Annotated in this window: 2 protein-coding genes; both read left to right on the top strand. The window is 69.4% G+C overall.

All coding sequences use genetic code 11. The features are described 5' to 3' along the window. Positions 1–157: 157 nt before the first annotated feature. Positions 158–694: an NUDIX domain-containing protein gene (locus tag G3N99_RS40370; protein ID WP_089456050.1), complete on the top strand. Its 537-nt coding sequence runs from the start codon at positions 158–160 to the stop codon at positions 692–694. Between the two features lie 139 nt (positions 695–833). Then, positions 834–1,171: acyl-CoA thioesterase (locus tag G3N99_RS40365; RefSeq protein ID WP_206125208.1), on the top strand; the 338-nt coding region annotated here is incomplete at its 3' end.

Raw genomic sequence — 1,171 nt, 5'->3', positions numbered from 1 at the left:
GCCGCGACCGCCGCACGAGGGCGCCTGCAACCCTGATTTCGGCGGGGCCGGATCGTCTGCGGCACGGGCAAACTCGCTAGAATGAAGCCTTTCCCGCGCCGAGCGGGTGCGCGGGCAGCCGGCTGGCGGCCGTCCGGCGCCTGCCAGATCCTCATCGATGACCACCGCCGATTACCGCTTTTGCCCGCGCTGCGCGAGCCCGCTCACCGAGCGCGCCGACCCCGACCATGAAGGCGGCCGCATTCGCCAGGCGTGCCCCGACGACAGCTGCGGCTACGTCCACTGGAACAATCCGCTGCCCGTCGTCGCCGCGATCGTCGAGCTCGACGGCAAGATCCTGCTCGCGCGCAACGCGGCCTGGCCCGAAGGCATGTTCGCGCTGATCACCGGCTTCCTCGAGAACGGCGAGACGCCCGAAGATGGCATCGCGCGCGAGGTGTTCGAGGAAACGGCGCTGAAGGCCGAGCACGTGTCGCTCGTCGGCGTCTACGAATTCATCCGCAAGAACGAGCTGATCATCGCGTACCACGTGCGTGCGTCGGGCACGGTCGCGCTGTCGCCGGAACTGCTCGAATACAAGCTCGTCGATCCGCCGCTGCTGCGCCCGTGGCGCGCCGGCACGGGCGTCGCGCTCGCCGACTGGATGCGGGCGCGCGGCCTCGATTTCGAGTTCGTCGACCGGCCGGGGCAGTGACGGGCCGGCCCGTCAGCAGCGTTGCATCCGCCGTGCCGCGAGCGATCGCGGCGCGGCGTTCCGCCTCTTGCCGGTGCGCCGTGTCTTGCGGCCGCCGCGTGTCGTCCACCACGCTTCCATCGTCCTGACCGCCATCGCCATGTCCGACAAGCCGCAACCGCGTCCGCGCGACGCCTATCGCCACTTCCTGCCGATCACGACCCGCTGGATGGACAACGACGTCTACGGGCACGTGAACAACGTCGTCTACTACAGCTACTTCGACACGGTCGTGAACGAATACCTGATCCGCGCGGGCGTGCTCGACGTCGAGCACGGGCAGACGATCGGCCTCGTGGTCGAGACGCAGTGCAACTACTTCGCGCCGCTCGTGTTTCCGCAGTCGGTCGACGCCGGGCTGCGGGTCGTGAAGCTCGGCACGTCGAGCGTGCGCTACGAGGTCGGGCTGTTCGCGCAGGGCGACGCGTCGCCCGCCGA

Source organism: Burkholderia sp. Ac-20392, assembly GCF_017104585.1.
Taxonomy (GTDB): Bacteria; Pseudomonadota; Gammaproteobacteria; order Burkholderiales; family Burkholderiaceae; genus Burkholderia; species Burkholderia lata.
Note: the sequence above shows the minus strand (reverse complement) of the source record. Positions and strands in the feature narration are given on the sequence as shown.

Excerpts from the sequence above, each read along its gene's own strand:
- G3N99_RS40370 (WP_089456050.1), top strand. The coding sequence starts at position 158 with ATGACCACCGCCGATTACCGCTTTTGCCCGCGCTGCGCGAGCCCGCTC.